We start from the raw sequence: 17,632 nt of genomic DNA on the forward strand, positions 1-17,632 counted from the left end.
CGGGTGACAGGGGTCACTCCGTCACCCCCGGTCGAGGAACCGCGACGCCGCGTGCGTTAAGCGCTGGCGATCGCAGTGTTAAGTGCTGAGCCGTCTCGCCGGGTGGCCGCAGCAGCGCCCGGCAGCGACAGGAGAGGCAGGTGCGACATGACCGACCACATCGAGGGCAGGGGCGTCGTCATCACCGGTGCGGGCAGCGGCGCGGGTCGCGCCTCCGCCGTGAGCCTGGCCCGTGAGCGCGGAGGCGCCGGGAGGACGGTCCTGGTGTGAGAGGCAGGGCGGCCGTGGACGCAGTGGATAATCGGGGGATCACCGCCAGCGACAGGGGAACCAGCATGAGCACCAGCGCGGAACCGCCTGCCGCCGCGGAGATGGACCCTGCGGAGAACCTGGGTGGACGGCTCCGGCAGGCACGGCTCCAGGCCAACCTGTCACTCCGGGAGGTGGCTCGACAGCTCGGGGTCTCCGCGTCCTTCGTGTCGCAGCTCGAGAACGGCAAGTCCCAGCCGTCCGTGGCCACGCTCTACTCGCTGGCGCGGCTGCTCGGGGTGTCCATCGACCGGCTCTTCGACGAGCAGGACGCCGCCGCGGTCCCGGAAGGGACCGATCCCGGAACGCGGCCGGCCGAAGGGCACGCCCCGGCTCCCGCGCCGGAGGACGACCCGACCTCCGCGGACACCACGGGCGAGGAGGAGGCCGAACCCCTCCACCGGGGCAAGCCGGGGTTCCCGGCCGTCACCTGGGGCGAGCAGTCCTCCGAGCCGGCGCGGTACTCGGTCTCGACGCCGGGCCACCGGAGCCGGCTGGTGCTGGAGTCCGGGGTCTCCTGGGAGCAACTGGTCCGCAAGTCCGACGAGCTGGACTTCATCGAGCTCGTCTATCCCGCGGGCAGCAGCTCCACCATGGACGGCCGCATGCTGCGTCACGACGACTACGAGTACGGGATCCTGCTGGAGGGCGAGCTCGAGGTCACGCTCGGCTTCGACGTCTTCGTCCTGCACGCGGGCGAGGCCATCGGGTTCGACTCGACCATCCCGCACCTCTTCCGGAACCCCGGGACGACGCCGGCCCGCGGGATCTGGGTCATGCACCACCGGCACCAGTAGTCCCGGGAACACGTACCCGCAGGCGCCGCGGCCGGACGTCGCGGACGCCGTCGCACCACCTCGTCGAGCCCGCTGTGCGTCCGCGCCCGGGCACGCCCGCCGGCGTCGGCTGTCGACGAGGCACCCCATCGACCCGGCCGCACGGTTCCGGCCGAGGTCGCTTCCCATGTTCCACCGAGGAGGATCCATGGACACGCTGGACGGGCGGGTCGCCGTCGTCACCGGTGCCGCGCAGGGCCAGGGCGCAGCAGAGGCGCGGCTGCTGGCCGAACACGGCGCGCACGTCGTCATCACGGACCTGAAGGACGAAGGCCGGACCCTGGCCGAGGACATCAGCGGTTCCACACCCGGTGGCGCCGAGTTCGTCCGGCTCGACGTCACCGACGAGCAGGAGTGGGGCGCCCTGGCCGACGACCTGCGCCGGCGCCACGGACGCCTGGACGTCCTGGTCAACAACGCCGGCGTGGCGTTCCGGTACGGGCTGATGGAGACCACGCGCGAGGACTTCGCGCGCGTGCTCGACGTCAACCTCACGGGCCCGTTCCTGGCGATGCGGGCCCTGGCGCCGCTCATGCGGGACAGCGGCGGCGGCTCGATCATCAACGTGGGGTCGGCGGCCGGCATGACGGGGCACTTCTCCGCGGCCTACTCCGCGAGCAAGTGGGGGCTGCGGGGCGTCACGAAGGTCGCCGCGATGGAGTTCGCGCCGTGGAACGTCCGGGTGAACGCCATCCACCCCGGGATCGTCAACACCGCGCTCGTCCCCGGGGACACCGCCTTCCCCCAGGCCATGACGCGCTTCACCCCGCTGGGACGCGCCGCCGAGGTCGACGACATCGCACCGCTGGTCCTCTTCCTCGCCGGCGACGGAGCCCGCTTCATCACCGGTTCCGACTTCGCCGTCGACGGCGGGCTCGTGGACCTGGGCGTCTACGACGCCGTGGCCAAGGAGTACGCGAACCTCAAGTGACGCGCCTGGGAGCTGCCCGGTCCGCCTCGCCGTCGAGCGGGTCCGGGCAGCTCCCGGGTCGTTCCGCGGGGTCGACCGCGGCGCGCCGCTCCCCTGCCCCGGTCGGCGAGGGGCGCCACGACGCGTAGTCCCCCGCCGCGGACACGGCGAGGTCCCGCCGTGGTTGCCGACGGTCGGCAACACCGCGGGGTGTGGGTTGACCGGTGACTGCCCTGTTCCCGCCACCGGCGTGCGGGGAAGGTGGGCTCAGGTCCGGGGAGGGCGCGGGACGTCCCCGCTCCCACAGAGCTCGGCCGTCGCCCGACACGTGTCCCGTGCGTCGAGAGGCGATGGGGCGCTCTGAGGTCTCCCGGCTCGCGCGGGCCCACGACGGGAGGAGGGGTGACCCTGATGGACACGCAGGGCCCGCCTCCTTCCGGCCCAGCGGTGGGTGCCGGGTCACCCGTGCGCTGTCCGTCTCCGGTGACCGGCGGCGGGGCGCTGGCCCTGGCGACGAGCCTGCGGGCCCGGGGGCTGCGCGGCCTGGACGTGCTGCGACGCAGCCAGGACCGGGCGCCGCCGGTGGGGACCTCCTCCGCATCGTCGGTCCTCGTCCGTGCGCGTCCTGCTCCGGTGGGGCGCGTTCCTCGTCATCCCAGGAGAACTCCCATGACCTCACTCGCCGACCCTGCCGCCACCGCCACCGACTGGGCGTCGTTCCGGGGCCTGCTCGAGAGCCAGCGGGCCGACTGCGTCCGCCAGCGCGAGCTCGCCCTGGTCGAGTCGGCCACGTCGGTGCCGGACCCGGTCGCGGTCAACCGCGCAGCGGGCCTGGCGCGCACGATCGAGGAAATCGATGCGGCGCTGGCGCGCATCGCCGCCGGCACCTACGGCCGCTGCGTCCACTGCGGGAACGCCATCCCCGTCGAGCGACTGGAGTTCCGGCCGTTCGCGGCCGGCTGCGTCTCCTGCCAGCAGTCGCGCTGAGCGGCCGGCGCATCGGCCGTGCACCCCCGCACGGCCCGCTGCCGGCCATCCGCCTCCCCCTTGGAGCCTCCCGTGCTGCACACCCCCGTCCACCGGTCCGCCCCCGATCCCGGCCAGCTGCTGTCGGTGGACGTCCGTCCCGACCCCCGCCCCGGCCGGGTCGTCGTGGAGGTCGTCGGCGAGGTCGACAGCTACACCGCCCCCGCCCTGGACCTCTGCCTGACCTCGCAGGCACGCCGGCGCGGCGTCCGCGAGCTGGTCGTGCTCCTGGGGCCGGTGACGTTCCTCGGCGCGGCCGGTGTCAGCGTGCTGGCGCAGGCCGATCGGCGCTGCCGGATGCGCGGCGCCCGGCTGGTCATCCGCACCGGCGGGCGGCCCGCCTTGCTCCGTGCGCTGCAGCTGAGCGGCCTGGCCGACCTCGTCGCCGTCGACCCGGACGGCGTCGCCCCGCCGCCGCGCGGCCCGCGGACGACCGGGCGACCGGGCACGAGCCCGCGCCGCCCCTCGGCGCGGCGTCCGCGGCGGGTCTGCCGGTGACCGGATCGACGACCCGCCGACCGTCGGCGAGGTCGCCCGACTCGTGCGCCGCCCACGGGCGGGGCGGTCCGAACGGTCAACCGAAGGTGGCGTCGGTGACCTCGGCGCGGAAGAACTCCCCGGCGTCCTGCCGGTCGGTGCCCCACCACCAGCCGGCGCGCAGCGCCGACGGGATCGTCACGCCGCCGAGGTCCCGTTCGGCCTCGATGGCGACGCCGAACGGGTAGCGCCCGAACGCCTCCCCGTCCGGATTGCCCCAGCGGTGCAGCCAGAGCTCCCGCAGGGCGCCGTCCGGGTCGACCCGCAGGGAGACGGACTCGTCGGCGTCGCCGATCCGCCAGGTGGCCACGGCGGTGTCCGGCGCCGATCCGTCCGCCCAGCGGGCCGCACCGAAGGCGGTCGGCAGCCAGCAGATGCCCTCACCGGCGAGCCGGCCGGCGGCGCTGCGGGTGACGTCCGGGCCCGCTGCGCTCACCACCGGGACCAGGCCGAGCAACCGCCAGCGCATCTGGCCGCTGCCGGCGCCGTACCGGTCGAAGCCGGTGACCGGCAGGCCGGCGACGCGGGCCGTGGCCGCCCAGATGAACCCGTGCGGTGGGGCCAGGACCTGGCGGGCGGTGAACGACCGCCACGTCCCGATCTTGATCAAGCCGCGCATCCGCAGCTGCACCGAGGACCACAGCGGCGTCCCCGTGGGGAGAGCGTGGGACAGCCAGCGACGGGCCGGCTCCGGCAGCCCGTCCACGAGCTCCGGGGCGAACCGGCCGGGTCGGCGCGGGACGCCGGCGAGCCGCCCCCACTCGGTACGCAGCGACCGCGGCGCGGCCGACGCGCCCGACGTCTGGGTGGTCACCCGGCCTGCTCCCCTCCGTGCCCCGTCGGCCCGCACCGAGCCGCCGTGGCCAGCGTGGTCAGCGGGACGAGCACCCGCCAGCCGAGGGGCCCGCGAGGAACCGGCACCGTGGGCAGTCCGGCGGGGACGACTCCGATCGGCACGTCCGCCGCGGTTCCCGCGTGTCCCGCGGTCCCGGGCGGCTCACCGCTCCCCCGCCCCGCGTTCCGGCCGGCGCGCCGCGGACGAGCCGCGGTGCACCTCACCGATCACCGACCACGCCGTGGCCGAGCCCAGCTCCCCGAGCCGGGGCCAGTAGCGCCACACCCACCACCCGACAGCGGTGGCCACGCCGACCGCCAGTCCGGCAGTCGGCGCCCCGAACAGGACCAGCAGGATCGCGGCCCCGACGGCGGCGACCACGAGGGCGGGCGGATCGGCCCGGTTCCGGCGCGCTCGGCGGCGCGGTCGCAGGGTGCTCCGGGGAGGTTCCTCGGCGTCCACGGCCCAGAACCGCTCGACGTCGTCCCACACCCGCTGCTCGTGGTCGCTGAGCACGATCGGCCTCCTCCTTGCCGACCCCGAGCATGCCCGCCGCCGAGGACCCCCGGCCACGGGCCGCATCGGCCAGATGAGGCAACCGATCTTGCCGGTTGTCGGCAACGAGCACGGGACTGCGGATCGGTTTCCGGCGAGCCGCGGCGGAGAGAGGAGCGGACGTGGCCCGCAGCGCCGGATGGAGACGCCCCGGCAGGACCGCGGCGTCGTTCGGAGGACTGGCCGGCCTCGGTCGGGGCGCCCGGGCGCCGGCCGACCTGCTGGGGAGGTACAGCGGAGCCGGACCGGGCGACGTCGTCGCCGTCGACCGCGCCGAGGTCGGCGCCCTCTGCCGGGCCGCGCTCGACGCCGCCGGCGCGAGCCTGAGGGTCGCCGAGCTGCTCACCGACGCGGCCCTGTTCGCCGAGGACCGCGGCAAGGCCGTCGTGGGCGTGGCCCACCTCCTCGACCACCGGGACGCCATGGACGACGGACGCCTCGACGGCCGGGCCGTCCCCCGGATCAGCCGCCCCTCCCCCGCCGTCACCACCTCCGACGCGCGCGGTGGCATCGCGCACAACGGCTTCGACGAGGGCTTCGCCGGACTCGTGGAGGCGGCCCGCGGCTTCGGCGTGGCCGTCTTCGCGCAGCACGGGTCCTACACCTGCGGGCAGCTCGGCTGGTTCACCGAACGCCTGGCCGCAGAAGGGCTCGTCGCTGTGGCCACCGCGGCCTCCCCGGCCCTGCTCGCCGCCGGACCGGGCACCGGCCGGCTCTTCGGCACCAACCCCGTGGCCTGCTCCGTGCGCCACGCCGGACGCCCGCCGCTCACCGTCGACCAGGCCTCCAGCAGCACCGCCTTCGTCACGGTCCGGGACGCCGCCGCGCGGGGCACCCGCCCCCCGAGGGATGGGCCGTGGACGCGGACGGCCGTCCGACGACGGACCCCGAGGCCGCCCTCACCGGCGCACTGCTGCCCTTCCGCGCCCGGGGTGACCGGGTGCTGGATCGGCGTCGGGGCGGGGAGCTCCGGATTTCGCCCAGCCGGAGGCGCTGGCCGCGGTCGAGCACGCCCTGGCCGACGTCGAACAGCGGCGACGGGCGGGTTGATCGGCGCCCGGGCCGTGGGTCGGCCGGCGGCGTCGCCGAGGAGACGTCGCGGACCGCACCGCGAGTGAGCTTGCGGTCCGCGACGTCGAGCGCCCCGACTGGGATCAGCGCAGCGCGGTGACCGGCGCGGGGTCCATGTCGTCGAAGGACTGGTTCTCCCCCGCCATGGCCCACACGAACGAGTAGGCCGCGGTGCCGACCCCGGAGTGCACCGACCAGGACGGCGAGATGACCGCCTGCCGGTCGGAGATCACCAGGTGACACGTCTGGGTCGGCTCACCGAGCAGGTGGACCACCCGCGCGTCCTCCGGCACGTCGAAGTACAGGTAGCACTCGGTCCGCCGGTCGTGCGTGTGCGCGGGCATCGTGTTCCACATCGATCCCGGGTGCAGCTCGGTCACCCCCATCATGATCTGGCAGGACTGGATGCCGTTCGGGTGGATGTACTGGTTCAGCGACCGCCGGTTGCTGGTGAGCTGGTCGCCGAGCTCACGGACGGTGCCCTCCCCCTTGAGCACGAGCTGCGTCGGGCAGGTCGTGTGCGCCGGGGCGCTGAACAGGTAGAACTGCGCACCGGACTCCGCCTCGGCGGAGCCGGCCGCCGGCGGGGCGTCGGCGAACACGACGTCCCGGGTGCCCCGGCCGACGTACAGGCACGCCCCGTTGGGCAGCGTGTACGTCTGCCCGTCGGCGGTCACGGTGCCCGTGCCGCCGACGTTGACGATCCCGATCTCCCGGTTGGCCAGGAAGTACTCCGCGCGCAGCTCGTCGAACGTCGGCAGCGGCAGCTGCCTGCCCGCGGGGACCGCGCCGCCGAGCACGATCCGGTCGTGGTGGGTGTAGACGGCGGTCACCTCGCCGGGCACGAACACCTCCTCCACCAGGTACCGGGCCCGCAGGTCGTCGGTGTCGAACTGCGGGAGCTGGTCGGGGGTCGTCGCGTAACGCTGCTCCACGGTGCGGATCTCCGATGTCTCGAGGGGTGTGGGTGTGTGGGGGCGGTCAGCGGACCAGCCAGCCGCCGTCGACCGGGATGACGGCGCCGTTCAGGTAGTCCGACGCCGGCGACGCCAGGAAGACGAGCGGACCCCGCAGGTCGTCGGGGGTGCCCCAGCGACCGGCGGGGATCCGGTCCACGATCGACTTCTCGCGGGCCTCGTCGGCACGGATCGGCGCCGTGTTGTCGGTGGCCATGTACCCCGGGGCGATCGCGTTCACGTTCACCCCGGAGGCGGCCAGTTCGTTGGCGAAGGACTTGGTGATCCCCGCGACCGCGTGCTTGCTCGCCGTGTAGCCCGGCACCAGGATGCCGCCCTGGAACGACAGCATCGACGCGATGTTGATGATCTTGCCTGCACCTTGCGCCACGAACCGTCGGGCCGCGGCCTGCGACAGGTGGAAGACGGCGTCCAGGTTGACCGTCAGCACGTCGCGCCAGTCCGACGCCGAGTGCTCCAGCACCGGCGCCCGCCGGATGATCCCGGCGTTGTTGACCAGGACGTCGATCCGCCCGAGCGCGTCCACCACGGACCGGACCGACTCGTCCAGCTGCTGGGGGGTGGCCGCGCTCAGGTCCTGCTCGACGTGGTGGACCCGCCGGCCGAGCGCCTTCACCTTGTCGGCCGTCTCGTGCGCCGGCGCCCGGTTCAGCAGCGCGACGTCGGCCCCTGCCTCCGCCAGCGCCAGCGCGGCACCCTGACCCAGCCCGCGCGACGAACCCGTCACCAGGGCGACCTTCCCGTCCAGTCGGAACAGGTCGACACTCATCAGCTCTCCTCCATCGGGACGGACGTCGTCGTGCGGGAACCGGGGCCATCGGCCCGGTCAGCTGCCACGACTCAGAAGTAGGTGCGCAGGTACTCGGCGAGGCAGAGGATCGCCATGGCCTGCCCGTAGGGCATGGAGGTGCGCGGGATCTCGCGGTAGAAGTCCAGGTCCGACCCCATGCCGGTGCCGAACGAGACCTGTTGCAACTCGCCGTCGTCGGAGATGTTCGCGGTGACGGCCCGGACCGCCTTCTCGGCCACCTCGGTGTACCGGTCCGCGAGGTACCCCTTGCGCACCGCCTTGAGGATCCCGTACGCGAACCCCGCTGTCGCCGACGCCTCCACGTAGGACGACTGGTCGTCGAGCAGCGTGTGCCAGAGCCCCGAGTCGTCCTGCAGTTGGGCGAGGGCCGCCACCTGTGCGTCGAGCACCTCGATGAGGAACCGGCGGACCGGGTCGTCCTCCGGCAGGTCCACCAGCTCGAGGAAGTCGGGGATCACCATCGTGAGCCACGAGTTGCCGCGCGCCCACCGGGCCTCGGCGAAGTTGTGGTTGCCCTCGAACGTCCAGCCGTGGAACCACAGGCCCGTCCTCCGGTCCATGAGGTAGGCGACGTGGGTGAGGAACTGGAACGTCGCCTCGCGCACGTAGTGCGGCCGGTCGAGGAGCAGACCGATCTTGGTCAGCGGGAGGACCGTCATCATCAGCGTGTCGTCCCAGAGCTGGTGGTGGTTCTCCTCCGCCAGCGTGATGTGCTGCATGCCGCCGTGCGGGGTGCGCGGCATCGCGCGCATCGCCCACTCGGCCCACGAGTCGAGCCACGGCCGCAGCGTGCGATCGCCCGTCTCCTCGTACCGGTAGGCGAGCGTCAGGAACGGCGCCATCGTGTTGACGTTCTTCGTGGTGCCCTCGGCCAGCCGCGCGGTGAACCAGGAGTCGATGACGTCGCGCATCGCCGGGTCCCCGGTCTGGTCGTAGTACTGCCAGATGCCGTAGAGGCCGACACCGTGGGTCCACTCCCAGCCGGCCCAGCCCTTGGTGTCGATGACGCGCCCGTCGTCGAGCCGGAGGAGGAACTGACCGGTCTCGTCCGCGATGTTGACCAGGTTGTCCGTCAGCCGGCGGACCAGCTCCTGGAGTCCCTCGCGCGAGATGAACCGCTCCGGCGCCCGCAGCAGCGGACTGTGCTTCACCGGCCACACCGGCTGCGGCGCGCTCGTGGTCTCAGTCATCACCGTTCTCCGTCGTCGTGCCCTGGTCGCAGGGATCGCCGGGACCTGATCGGGCCCGCCGGGAGTCGTCGGTCCGCGGACCGGCTGCCCGCACCCGGGCGGGGATCGGCCGGCAGTCCTGCAGCGCGGAGCTGACCGGCCGGGTGGAACACCTCGGGAACGTACGTGACGCCCTCGTCGGGTCGCCGTCACCCGGAGGGCGGCGCGGACGGCCGGAGGAGCGGGTGGCGCCCGCGCGGAGCGGGACCGAGCCGTGCTCGATCCGGCGCGCGGTCGCCACCCGCTCCCTCGACACAGCCGGGCTCAGACGCGGCCGGCGCCGACCAGCTGCGAGCCGGCCTCGTGGGTCTCGAGGTCCTCGAGCGTCGTGCCCTTGGTCTCGGCGGACAGGAGCGCGGCCACGGCCGCGACCAGGCAGATGCCGAACGTGGTCGCCCCGATGACGAGCGGGACGTTGGTGGACCCGGGAGGAGCGATCGCCGTGAAGACGCTCGGGAAGAACGACGCGAGCATCAGGCCGACGTTCTGCGACACCGCGAAGCCGGTCACGCGGATCCGCATCGGGAACTGCTCCTGGAAGAACGTCGCAAAGGTCGCGTTCCACATCTGGAAGAAGATCCCCTGCACGACGACGACGCTCACGAAGACCAGGAACAGGTTCCCCTGGTCGATGGCCCACAGGTAGACCCCGGAGAGCAGGCCGCCACCGATCCCGCCGACCACCATGAGCGTCCGCCGGCCGATCCGGTCGGACAGCGCCCCGAAGAACGGGATCGTCAGCACGGCGGTCACGTTGGCCACGAGCGTGACCCAGAGGAAGTCGCTGGTGGAGTAGCCGATGCCGTAGCCCTCCTGCGTCGCGTAGGCGATGCCGAAGACGAGGGTCGCCATGCCGATCACGTTGGTGAAGGTCATGAGGACGCACCGCACCAGGACCCACGGGTGGGTGCGCAGGAGGTCGACGATCGGGAACCGGCGCTTGGCCTTGATCTCTCCGGACTTGGCGAGGTAGGCGGGGGGCTCCTGCACGCGACGACGGATGACGTACCCGGCCAGGATCACGAACGCGCTCAGCAGGAACGGGATGCGCCATCCCCAGGTCTGGAACTGGTCGTCGCTCAGCAGCGCCGCGAGCGGCAGCATCGCACCGGTGGCCAGGATCGAGCCGAACTGCGTGCCCTGGAGGCAGAAGCTCGCGAAGAACCCGCGCTTCGCGTCCGGGGAGTGCTCGACGACCATCGCGCTGGCACCGCCGAGCTCGCCGGCGACGGCGAACCCCTGGACCAGGCGCAGGATCACCAGGAGGACGGGCGCGAGGATGCCGACCTGTCCGTACGTGGGCAGCAACCCGACCAGGAAGGTCGACACGCCCATCAGCAGCATCGCGAAGACGAGCACGTTCTTGCGGCCGTGCCGGTCCCCCCACGCGCCCAGGACGACGGCGCCGAGCGGACGGGAGACGTACCCCACCGCGTAGGTCGCGAGGGAGGCGATGATCGCGATGGTCGGGTTCTCGGACGGGAAGAAGATGGCGGGGAAGACCAGCGCCGCGGCCTGCGAGTACAGCGCGAAGTCGTAGTACTCGAGCGCGCTGCCGATCCAGCCGCTCATCGCGGCCCGCTTCGGGTCGCGCGTGCCGAACCTGGCCTCGGTCCCGATCTCGCCGGGTGTGGTCGTCATTCGTCCATACCTCTCGTCAGCAGTGGCGAGGGACCGGGACCGGCCCCTCCGGAACGGCGGGTGTGATCTCGATGGCCGGCGACGCCGGCCGGCCGGTGGGGGCGGACGCGTTCACCGGCGCGCCCCTCCGGACACGGACGCCGCGGCCTGCACGGCCTGGGCGGTGAGCGCGGTGACGGCGGCGAAGTCGCCGGCGTCCACGAGGTCTGGCCGGACCATCCACGACCCGCCGACGGCGGGCACGTTGGGCAGCGCCAGGTAGTCGGGGAGGTTCGCCGGCGAGATCCCGCCGGTCGGGACGAACCGCACCTCCGGGAACGGGGACGCGAGCGCGGCGAGCGTCGCGACACCGCCGTACTGGGCGGCCGGGAAGAACTTCACCGTGTCGATGCCGAGGTCGAGTGCCGCGATGAGCTCCGACGGCGTCACGACGCCGGGCAGCACGTCGACGCCGCGCTCGCGGGCCCGCGCCACCACCGTCGGGCTGAGGCCGGGGCTGACCACGAATCGAGCACCGGCGTCGGCAGCCTGGTCGACCTGCTCGGCGCGGACGACCGTGCCGGCGCCGACCACCAGGTCGGGGTGCCCGGCCATCCGCCGGATGGCCTCGGTCGCCGCCGGGGTGCGGAAGGTGACCTCCGCGACGCGCAGCCCACCGGCGACCAGCGCGTCCGCCAGGCCCTCGGCGCGATCGGCATCGGCCAGGACGACGACGGGGACGAGGCGTCCGCCGAAGGACTCGACGAGATGAGCCACGAGACCTCGTTTCGGTGAGTGGAACGTTTCAGTGCGCTGGGCGGAACGAGGATGGCATGACGGCGGTCACATCCGCAATGGTTTCGTGTCATCTAGTGCAACGGTTCGTTTCGTTGACCGAAACGCCGGGTGGTGTCAGACTCCTGCCATGGCCGAGCCTCCCCGCATCGAGGCCGTGGACCGTGCAGTTCGACTCCTCGTCGCCCTGGCCGAGGCCGGGGTCGATGGAGCCGGTCTGAGCGACCTCGCCGACAAGGTGGGGGTCAACAAGTCCACGGCGTACCGCGCGCTGACGACGCTGCGCGCACACTCCTTCGCGATCCAGTCCGACAGCACCGGCCGCTACCGGTTGGGGCCGTCGGCGATCGCGTTGGGCGACGCCTTCTGGGGGGCGGACAACCTGCAGGTCGCCGTCCACCCGGCGCTGGTCGCCCTGTCCCGCGAGGTCGGCGAGCTGGTGCACCTCGGGGTGATGGTCGACGACCAGGTGCTCTACGTGGACAAGGTGGAGCCCGAGCGGGCCATCCGGGTGTGGTCGTCGGTGGGCCAGCGCGCCCCGGCGGCGACGACGTCCATGGGCCGGGCGCTGCTCGCGGCCGGCGACGTCCCGGACGACCAGCTGAGGGCCTACCTGCGCGCGGTCCCACCGGACCGCGAGGTCAGCTGGGAGCACCTCCTGGACGTCGTCCACGCGGCGCGCTCCCGCGGGTACGCCACCGAGATCGAGGAGAACGAGCCCGGCGTGGCGTGCATCGGCATGGCGATCCTCCGCGGCAACCGGACGGTCGGCGCCCTGTCGATCACCTCGCTGGCCGAGCGCATGGCGCCGGACCGCCAGGTGGCGCTCGCGGAGGCGATCCGCGGCGTCGTGGGCCCGCTGCTGCCCGAGGGGCTCGCCCTCGCCGGGCCGGCCGACACCCTCGTCGAGGACGCCGGCGACGCCGCCCGGGGCAACGGCCACCCGGTCGACGAGTTGGTGAGCCGGTGACGGGCGGAACGGCCCTCCAGCCGTATGTCGTGACCCTGGGCGAGACGATGGCGCTGCTCCGGGCCGACCAGCCGGGTCCCCTGGCACACAACTCCACGCTGGGTCTGGGCGTCGGGGGCGCCGAGTCCAACGTCGCCATCGGGCTGGCCCGCCTGGGGACCGAGGTGGCCTGGTGCGGCCGGGTGGGGGACGACTCCCTGGGTGTGCTGGTGCAGCGGGAGATCCGGGCCGAGGGGGTGCGGGCTCACGTGCGCGTCGATCCGGACGCGCCCACGGGGCTGATGATCAAGGAGCGGCGCACTCCCGCGACGCAGAAGGTCGCCTACTACCGCGCCGGCAGCGCCGGCAGTCGGCTGGCGCCCGACGACGTCCCGGCGGGCCTCGTCGAGGACGCCGCCCTGCTGCACGTCACCGGCATCACCGCGGCCCTCTCCTGCTCGGCGCGGGCGGCGCTGCTCGACGCGGTCGACCGCGCCCGGGCGGGCGGGGTGCCGGTGTCCTTCGACGTCAACCACCGGGCGAGCCTGTGGTCGGCAGCGGAGGCCGGCGCCTTCGCGCGCGACCTGCTGGAGCGGGTCGACCTGGTCTTCGCCGGCGAGGACGAGGCCGCGCTGGTCGTCGGACCGCACCGGCGTGCCGAGGACGCGGCCGCCGAGCTGGCCACGCTCGGCCCGCGGGAGGTCGTCGTCAAGCGTGGCGCCCAGGGGGCCCTGTCACTGGTCGACGGCGAGGTGCACACCGCGCCGGCCGTCCCCGTCGACGTGGTCGACACCGTCGGGGCCGGGGACGCCTTCGTGTCCGGGTACCTCGCCGAGCGCGTCGCCGGCGGCTCCCCCGCCGCACGCCTGGCGCTGGCGGTCACGACCGGGGCCTTCGTGTGCCTCACCCCCGGTGACTGGGAGGGCCTGCCGCGGCGCGCGGAGCTCTCGCTGCTGACCGACAGGGAACCCGTCCAGCGCTGAGGCCCAGCAGCCTCCTCCGGGCGCGCTGTCGAGCAGGCCGAGGTCCGGCTCCCCCGTTCTCTCCCCGGCGGGCTCTGCACGCACGGGCCGACGGCACCTCAGTAGTGGTAGCGCACCTGCAGGACGACGAGCTGGTCACCGTCGACCGTGTGGACCAGGCGGTGCTCCTGGTCGATGCGACGCGACCAGCAGCCCGACAGGTCCCCGCTGAGCCGCTCGGGCTCGCCGGTGCCGGCCGCCGGGTCGCGGGCCGCCTGCTCGTCCACAGTGCCGGCCGGGCGGCGTCGAGGCGAGGCGGCGCGCCACTGTGTCAGGTGCCTGACACAGGCGTACCTTTCGCTCTGTGGCAACGCCGACAGCGCTCGACGGGCGTGACGGCTTCTGCGTCGTCGTGCTTGCCGCAAGTGCCGGCGGTCTGCGGGCGCTGCGCACCGTCGTCTCCCGCCTGCCGGCCGACTTCCCGGTACCCGTCCTGGTGGTGCAGCACCGCAGTCCCGGCCTTCCCGAGGTGCTCGCCGACCTCCTGCGCCCCGCGGCGAACCTCCCCGTGCGGACCGCCACGTCCGGTCGGCTCCACACCGGCGTCACGGTCCTGCCGGTGGGGACCACCGCCGACCTGGAGCCGGACGGGGTGCTGACGCTGCGGCCGCACCCGACGACCACGACCGCGGACGCAGTGCTCGTCAGTGCTACTGCCGCCTTCGGCCCACGAGTGCTGGCCGTCGTACTGACCGGCCGGCTGTCCGACGGGGCCGCAGGCGTGCGCGCCGTCCGGCGGGCGGGTGGTCGGGTGCTGGTCCAGGACCCCGACGACGCCGAGGCGCCGGGCATGCCCAGCGCGGCCCTCGCCACGGGCTGCGTCGAGCACGCCCTGCCGCTGCTCCTCGTGGCGCCGGCGCTGGTGGCGTACGTGATGGCGCCGGGCGCCGCGGACCTGCTCGCCGTCCCCGTGCCGCCGTGGGCCCGGCTGGGTTCCCGCCGGTCCGTCCTCGCGTGAGGGCCGGGATGCAGGCGTAGCGTTCGCCTCGCCCGGAGCCGACGGGTACACCCGTTCGGGAGGAGCGGCACGTGTCCACGCCCGCCCCCACGCCGCCGGACCCACGACGCAATCTCCTGCTCGCGAGCCTGCCCGACGAGGAGTTCGACCGGCTGCGACCCCTGCTCGAGCCGGCGCGGCTGGACGTCCGCGATCAGGTCTACGAGCGCGGCAAGCCCATCGAGCACGTCTGGTTCGCCGTCGACTGCGTGTTCTCCCTGATCGCGACCGTCGATGGGGAGGCCGCCGTCGAGGTGGCGACGATGGGCCACGAGGGGCTGGCCGGTCTGCCGGCATTCCTGGGCTCGGCCGAGAGCCCGAACGACTGCTTCTGCCAGATCGCCGGCGCGGCGGTGCGCCTGACCGTCGGCGACCTGCGTCGATTCCTGTCCGGGGACGGCGCGCTGCACGACGTGCTGCACAGCTACACGCAGGCCACGATGGTGCAGCTGTCCCAGAACGTGGCCTGCAACCGGCTGCACAGCACCGAGGAGCGCTGCGCCCGGTGGCTGCTGCAGACCCGTGATCGCGTGGGATCGGACCAGTTCGAGCTCACCCAGGAGTTCCTCGCCCAGATGCTGGGCGTCCGGCGGGGCACCGTGTCGCTGACCGCAGGCGTGCTGCAGCAGGCCGGCCTCATCCGCTACACCCGGGGCCGGATCACCGTTCTCGATGGCGACGCGCTGCACGAGGCGGCCTGCGACTGCTATGACATCGTGCAGGCCGAGTACCAGCGCCTCACCGCAGCCCCCGAGCTCTGATCGCCACCGCGGCGGATCCCCGGCGCCGGCCGTCGAGGCCAGGGCCTGTCCAGGGGGTCGTGTTCGTCCAAGGCGGTTCGCTCGAGTCTCTGGCACGCCGCATCAGGGAGGGCGACCCCGCCACCCCTGTTCTGGAGTGGCGGGGCCTCACCGCGGCGCGCCCCCGGGTGGCCGCCGCGGCTGCTCGGGGTGCGGGGGAACGCTAGGGGTCTCGCCGCTCGGTGGGCTGGTCGGCGGACCGCGAGGGCCGGGTCCGGACGAGTGGGATCTCGCCGGTGAGGACGAGGTGCTCGGCGATGTCGCGCACCTTGACGTTCCTGCTCATCGATACGGCGGCCAGGGCTTCGAATGCCTGGTGGGGGGTCAACTCGTGGCGCTCGATCAGGATGCCCTTGGCCTGCTCGATGACCGCCCGGGACTCGAGAGCGACCTGGAGGTTGTCGGCCGTCTCCCGGGCCCGGCGGTACGCCTGGACGGTTCCGGCGGCGACCGCCGCGTAGGGGGCGAACCCGGTGGCCACCGCCCGGCTGGCCTCGTCGAAGGCGTGCGGCCTCCGGGCGTAGACGTTCAGCGACCCTGCGACCTGCTCGTCCCCGGCGACGATCAACGGGACGGCCAGCATGCTGAGGACGCCTTGTCCGGCGACGTACCGCAGATAGTCCGTCCACCGGCTGTCCACGCGCGTGTCCCCGATCTCGACCGGGAGGCCGTTGCGGGCGCTGTGCAGGCACGGCCCGTCGCCGCGGTCGTACTGGACCTCGTCGAGGCCGAGGGCCAGTGGCCCGGTGTCGACGACGGTCATCGGCGCGTCCTTGACGAGCAGCGTGACCGACGCCTCGGGGTCACCGGGCATGACCCTCTTCGTGAGGTCTGCCATCGATTGCAGCAGGGTCTCCATGGAGAGTTCCCGCAAGGACCTCTGCCCCAGGTGCTCCAGCGCCTCGACGGCTTCCCTGGATCGCTGGTTCTCGCTGCGGGCCACCGTGGGCCTCCGGTCTCATGGACACCGGGGCGCGACCTCGGCGGCGAACCCCACGGTGGGTCCGCAAGTGCGCTACGCCGCTGCCTGACGCAACTCGACGCCGACGTCTTGAACCGGGCGTCGACAGCAGCCTACGCGCCGGCGGGTGCGCCGGTGCGGCGGGCTCGCCCGGCCACAGCCTCGAGCACCATCTGGTCGAGGCGCGGAGACCGTGCCGGACCCGACCACGTGCGAGCGCCGTACGTGCTGGGCGTGTCCCTGGGCGGTCGTCTCGACCTCGAGCTGGCCCGGGGGAACCCGGCTCGTCTTCAGCACCCTGGCCCCGGCCGCTGGTCCGCTCATGCGCCCGGCCGTCCTCCGTACGGCCGCCCTGGGTGTCCTGCGAGCACGCGGGTGGCCCACGCCCGCTGGCGGGGCAGCGGCACTCGTCCGCGGTTCCGCGGAGGCGGAGGACTTCTGGCGTCTCGTCCGCCACGCCATCCTGCCCGAGGCCACGCTCGACCACCGGGCGATCGACTGTCCGGTCCTGGTCGCGCAGGCCACGCACGACGTCCTCACGCTCAGCCAGGCCGCGTGGCTGACGCTGCTGGTCCCCGGCGCGCGCTTCCGCGGGCTGCCTTCTCCCGAGCCGGGTGCTCGCCGGTGTCAGCCCATCGTCTTCTGGCCGTCGATGGATTCCCGCAGGATGTCGGCGTGGCCGGCGTGCTGAGCGGTCTCGGCGATGACGTGGAGGAAGACCCGTCGGGCCGACCAGCGGGCGCCCGGCTCGAACCAGGGTGCCTCCGGCAGCGCGTGCTCGACGTCCAGGTCCGGGAGGGTGGCGACGAGTTCATCGGTGTGCCGGGCCACCGCTTCGTAGTCGGACAGCACGCCTGCCAGCGTCTCCCCCGGCGCGAGGTGCCAGTGCCGGGACACGGCGTCGGGGCCCCAGTTGCGGTGCATCGCCACGGCCCCGCCCTCGGCGAACCGCACCCACTCGGCCTCCGTGGCCGCCACGTGCTTGATCAGCCCGGCCAGGTTGAGGGCGCTGGCAGTCGGCCGCCGCAGCGCCTGCTCGTCGGTCAGACCGCGGACGGTGTACCGCAGGAAGGCCCGGTGTCGCCGTAGGGACTCGATCAGGTCGGCCCGCTCGCGCGTGAGGGTGGTCGTACCGGTCATGAGATCCCCTTCCGTCGTCCTCCGGTGGGTCGGTGCCGACGCTAGAGGCAGGGAGTGCCCACATGGGACGGATCGGCATCCGCAGATCACCTCGTCGCGGACGATCGGCTCGACCACCAAGCGCCGGTGAGCAGTGGTGCGCCACTCCCCTCCCCGGTCCGCGAGAGCTCGATCGACACACCGCTTCACCCTGCGAGCCGATCTTGGTGCTGTCGGCAGCGGTTGACCAGCGACGAGCATGCAGGTGAAGCC

General features: G+C 73.5%; 20 protein-coding genes. 10 read left to right on the forward strand and 10 right to left on the reverse strand.

Features of this window, described 5'->3' with window-relative positions:
• The first annotated feature begins 147 nt into the window (after positions 1-147).
• From ACI782_RS18060 to ACI782_RS18080, 5 genes are all read left to right on the forward strand, one after another.
• Positions 148-270 carry a hypothetical protein gene (locus ACI782_RS18060; RefSeq protein WP_456911455.1) on the forward strand — a complete coding sequence of 41 codons (123 nt, stop codon included), beginning with the start codon at positions 148-150 and terminating at the stop codon, positions 268-270.
• 65 nt (positions 271-335) lie between these two features.
• Entirely contained in the window at positions 336-1,106 is a 771-nt protein-coding gene (locus tag ACI782_RS18065; protein WP_456911456.1) for a helix-turn-helix domain-containing protein, read from the forward strand.
• A 187-nt stretch (positions 1,107-1,293) separates the two neighbouring features.
• Positions 1,294-2,076 carry an SDR family NAD(P)-dependent oxidoreductase gene (locus tag ACI782_RS18070; RefSeq protein ID WP_456911457.1) on the forward strand — a complete coding sequence of 261 codons (783 nt, stop codon included), beginning with the start codon at positions 1,294-1,296 and terminating at the stop codon, positions 2,074-2,076.
• A 648-nt stretch (positions 2,077-2,724) separates the two neighbouring features.
• On the forward strand, positions 2,725-3,042 hold the full coding sequence (locus ACI782_RS18075) for a TraR/DksA family transcriptional regulator (RefSeq protein ID WP_456911458.1): 318 nt from the start codon (positions 2,725-2,727) through the stop codon (positions 3,040-3,042).
• Between the two features lie 72 nt (positions 3,043-3,114).
• A complete protein-coding gene (locus tag ACI782_RS18080; RefSeq protein ID WP_456911459.1) occupies positions 3,115-3,579 on the forward strand; it encodes an STAS domain-containing protein in 465 nt (154 codons plus the stop codon).
• Between the two features lie 76 nt (positions 3,580-3,655).
• Here ACI782_RS18080 and ACI782_RS18085 read toward each other — a convergent pair whose 3' ends face one another.
• Together ACI782_RS18085 and ACI782_RS18090 are read right to left on the reverse strand one after the other, a co-directional pair.
• Entirely contained in the window at positions 3,656-4,432 is a 777-nt protein-coding gene (locus tag ACI782_RS18085) for a DUF6544 family protein (protein WP_456911460.1), read from the reverse strand.
• A gap of 183 nt (positions 4,433-4,615) precedes the next feature.
• Positions 4,616-4,969: a DUF3040 domain-containing protein gene (locus tag ACI782_RS18090; protein WP_456911461.1), complete on the reverse strand. Its 354-nt coding sequence runs from the start codon at positions 4,967-4,969 to the stop codon at positions 4,616-4,618.
• 161 nt (positions 4,970-5,130) lie between these two features.
• Between ACI782_RS18090 and ACI782_RS18095 the strand changes: the two genes are divergently transcribed.
• Positions 5,131-6,126 (forward strand): Ldh family oxidoreductase, encoded by a 996-nt coding sequence (locus ACI782_RS18095; protein ID WP_456911462.1) that lies wholly within the window; start codon positions 5,131-5,133, stop codon positions 6,124-6,126.
• A gap of 36 nt (positions 6,127-6,162) precedes the next feature.
• On the opposite strand, the gene kduI is transcribed toward ACI782_RS18095, so the two are convergent.
• The 5 genes from kduI to eda all read right to left on the reverse strand — a co-directional run bounded on the left by kduI (position 6,163) and on the right by eda (position 11,493).
• Positions 6,163-7,014 carry a 5-dehydro-4-deoxy-D-glucuronate isomerase gene (gene kduI, locus ACI782_RS18100; protein WP_456911463.1) on the reverse strand — a complete coding sequence of 284 codons (852 nt, stop codon included), beginning with the start codon at positions 7,012-7,014 and terminating at the stop codon, positions 6,163-6,165.
• A 46-nt stretch (positions 7,015-7,060) separates the two neighbouring features.
• Positions 7,061-7,825 (reverse strand): 2-dehydro-3-deoxy-D-gluconate 5-dehydrogenase KduD, encoded by a 765-nt coding sequence (kduD, locus tag ACI782_RS18105; protein ID WP_456911464.1) that lies wholly within the window; start codon positions 7,823-7,825, stop codon positions 7,061-7,063.
• A 71-nt stretch (positions 7,826-7,896) separates the two neighbouring features.
• The gene (gene bglB, locus ACI782_RS18110; protein WP_456911465.1) at positions 7,897-9,057 is read right to left on the reverse strand and encodes a beta-galactosidase BglB; all 1,161 of its coding nucleotides are present in this window, start codon (positions 9,055-9,057) and stop codon (positions 7,897-7,899) included.
• A 303-nt stretch (positions 9,058-9,360) separates the two neighbouring features.
• Positions 9,361-10,737 carry an MFS transporter gene (locus tag ACI782_RS18115; RefSeq protein ID WP_456911466.1) on the reverse strand — a complete coding sequence of 459 codons (1,377 nt, stop codon included), beginning with the start codon at positions 10,735-10,737 and terminating at the stop codon, positions 9,361-9,363.
• A 111-nt stretch (positions 10,738-10,848) separates the two neighbouring features.
• Positions 10,849-11,493 carry a bifunctional 4-hydroxy-2-oxoglutarate aldolase/2-dehydro-3-deoxy-phosphogluconate aldolase gene (gene eda / locus ACI782_RS18120; protein ID WP_456911467.1) on the reverse strand — a complete coding sequence of 215 codons (645 nt, stop codon included), beginning with the start codon at positions 11,491-11,493 and terminating at the stop codon, positions 10,849-10,851.
• A 148-nt stretch (positions 11,494-11,641) separates the two neighbouring features.
• Here eda and ACI782_RS18125 point away from each other — a divergent pair, with 148 nt between their 5' ends.
• Positions 11,642-12,481 (forward strand): IclR family transcriptional regulator, encoded by an 840-nt coding sequence (locus ACI782_RS18125; protein WP_456911468.1) that lies wholly within the window; start codon positions 11,642-11,644, stop codon positions 12,479-12,481.
• Entirely contained in the window at positions 12,478-13,443 is a 966-nt protein-coding gene (locus ACI782_RS18130; protein ID WP_456911469.1) for a sugar kinase, read from the forward strand. Before ACI782_RS18125 ends, ACI782_RS18130 begins: the two co-directional genes overlap by 4 nt.
• 98 nt (positions 13,444-13,541) lie before the next feature.
• On the opposite strand, the gene ACI782_RS18135 is transcribed toward ACI782_RS18130, so the two are convergent.
• A complete protein-coding gene (locus ACI782_RS18135) occupies positions 13,542-13,709 on the reverse strand; it encodes a Txe/YoeB family addiction module toxin (protein WP_456911470.1) in 168 nt (55 codons plus the stop codon).
• A gap of 77 nt (positions 13,710-13,786) precedes the next feature.
• On the opposite strand from ACI782_RS18135, the gene ACI782_RS18140 reads away from it, so the two are divergent.
• Positions 13,787-14,440: a chemotaxis protein CheB gene (locus tag ACI782_RS18140; protein WP_456911471.1), complete on the forward strand. Its 654-nt coding sequence runs from the start codon at positions 13,787-13,789 to the stop codon at positions 14,438-14,440.
• Between the two features lie 71 nt (positions 14,441-14,511).
• Positions 14,512-15,240 carry a Crp/Fnr family transcriptional regulator gene (locus ACI782_RS18145; RefSeq protein WP_456911472.1) on the forward strand — a complete coding sequence of 243 codons (729 nt, stop codon included), beginning with the start codon at positions 14,512-14,514 and terminating at the stop codon, positions 15,238-15,240.
• Between the two features lie 202 nt (positions 15,241-15,442).
• On the opposite strand, the gene ACI782_RS18150 is transcribed toward ACI782_RS18145, so the two are convergent.
• The gene (locus ACI782_RS18150; RefSeq protein WP_456911473.1) at positions 15,443-16,117 is read right to left on the reverse strand and encodes an ANTAR domain-containing protein; all 675 of its coding nucleotides are present in this window, start codon (positions 16,115-16,117) and stop codon (positions 15,443-15,445) included.
• A gap of 750 nt (positions 16,118-16,867) precedes the next feature.
• Positions 16,868-17,380, reverse strand: a complete 513-nt coding sequence (locus ACI782_RS18155; protein ID WP_456911474.1) for a DinB family protein — start codon at positions 17,378-17,380, stop codon at positions 16,868-16,870.
• Between the last annotated feature and the right edge of the window lie 252 nt (positions 17,381-17,632).

This window comes from Geodermatophilus sp. SYSU D00703 (assembly GCF_054050155.1).

What these genes read in the sequence shown, in the direction of transcription:
- bglB (WP_456911465.1), bottom strand. Translation starts at nt 9,057, where the DNA reads ATGACTGAGACCACGAGCGCGCCGCAGCCGGTGTGGCCGGTGAAGCAC.
- ACI782_RS18070 (WP_456911457.1), top strand. Translation starts at nt 1,294, where the DNA reads ATGGACACGCTGGACGGGCGGGTCGCCGTCGTCACCGGTGCCGCGCAG.
- kduD (WP_456911464.1), bottom strand. Translation starts at nt 7,825, where the DNA reads ATGAGTGTCGACCTGTTCCGACTGGACGGGAAGGTCGCCCTGGTGACG.
- ACI782_RS18115 (WP_456911466.1), bottom strand. Translation starts at nt 10,737, where the DNA reads ATGACGACCACACCCGGCGAGATCGGGACCGAGGCCAGGTTCGGCACG.
- ACI782_RS18155 (WP_456911474.1), bottom strand. Translation starts at nt 17,380, where the DNA reads ATGACCGGTACGACCACCCTCACGCGCGAGCGGGCCGACCTGATCGAG.
- ACI782_RS18125 (WP_456911468.1), top strand. Translation starts at nt 11,642, where the DNA reads ATGGCCGAGCCTCCCCGCATCGAGGCCGTGGACCGTGCAGTTCGACTC.
- ACI782_RS18065 (WP_456911456.1), top strand. Translation starts at nt 336, where the DNA reads ATGAGCACCAGCGCGGAACCGCCTGCCGCCGCGGAGATGGACCCTGCG.
- ACI782_RS18075 (WP_456911458.1), top strand. Translation starts at nt 2,725, where the DNA reads ATGACCTCACTCGCCGACCCTGCCGCCACCGCCACCGACTGGGCGTCG.
- ACI782_RS18060 (WP_456911455.1), top strand. Translation starts at nt 148, where the DNA reads ATGACCGACCACATCGAGGGCAGGGGCGTCGTCATCACCGGTGCGGGC.
- ACI782_RS18150 (WP_456911473.1), bottom strand. Translation starts at nt 16,117, where the DNA reads ATGGCAGACCTCACGAAGAGGGTCATGCCCGGTGACCCCGAGGCGTCG.